Here is a 451-nt window from a genome sequence, read left to right as displayed (position 1 = left end):
AATAAGTATCTCTTTGATTCTTCAAAGGCACTTGAATTAGGGCTTACCCCAGAACAAACAACAAATTTAAAAAATGGATATGAAAATTTAAGTTCATCAGAAGTTAAAGCGTTTGAAAAGATAAAAAAAGATAAAGTTGAATTTCCAGGACCAGATCCGATCAATACGGCTCTTCCTGTTATTATTACAGTAGGGGCTCTTATAGATGCACTTTTAGCTATAGGAGCTGCTTGGTTAGTAACAATAATATTGGAATTAGGGGCATATTTAGCTTGTAAAAGATGGAAATATAGCTCTAAGACACCTAAAATTTTTACAGCTTTTTGTGATATGAAGGGGTGGTAATTTGAATTTCGCAAATATATTTATGATTTCGATTATAACTCTTATCGGTTATAAGATCTCAGAGTTGTTACTGTTAATGATATTGATGAAAAATATTGAAAAGATA

1 protein-coding gene is annotated in these 451 nt (G+C 30.8%); it reads left to right on the top strand.

All coding sequences use genetic code 11. The features are described 5' to 3' along the window. Positions 1-345: hypothetical protein (locus KVT27_RS23725; RefSeq protein WP_483307978.1), on the top strand; the 345-nt coding region annotated here is incomplete at its 5' end. Between the last annotated feature and the right edge of the window lie 106 nt (positions 346-451).

It is taken from the genome of Lysinibacillus sp. GbtcB16 (assembly GCF_019091145.1).
In the GTDB taxonomy this organism is placed as follows: Bacteria; Bacillota; Bacilli; order Bacillales_A; family Planococcaceae; genus Lysinibacillus; species Lysinibacillus fusiformis.
This window is presented reverse-complemented; position numbering and strand designations above follow the sequence as displayed.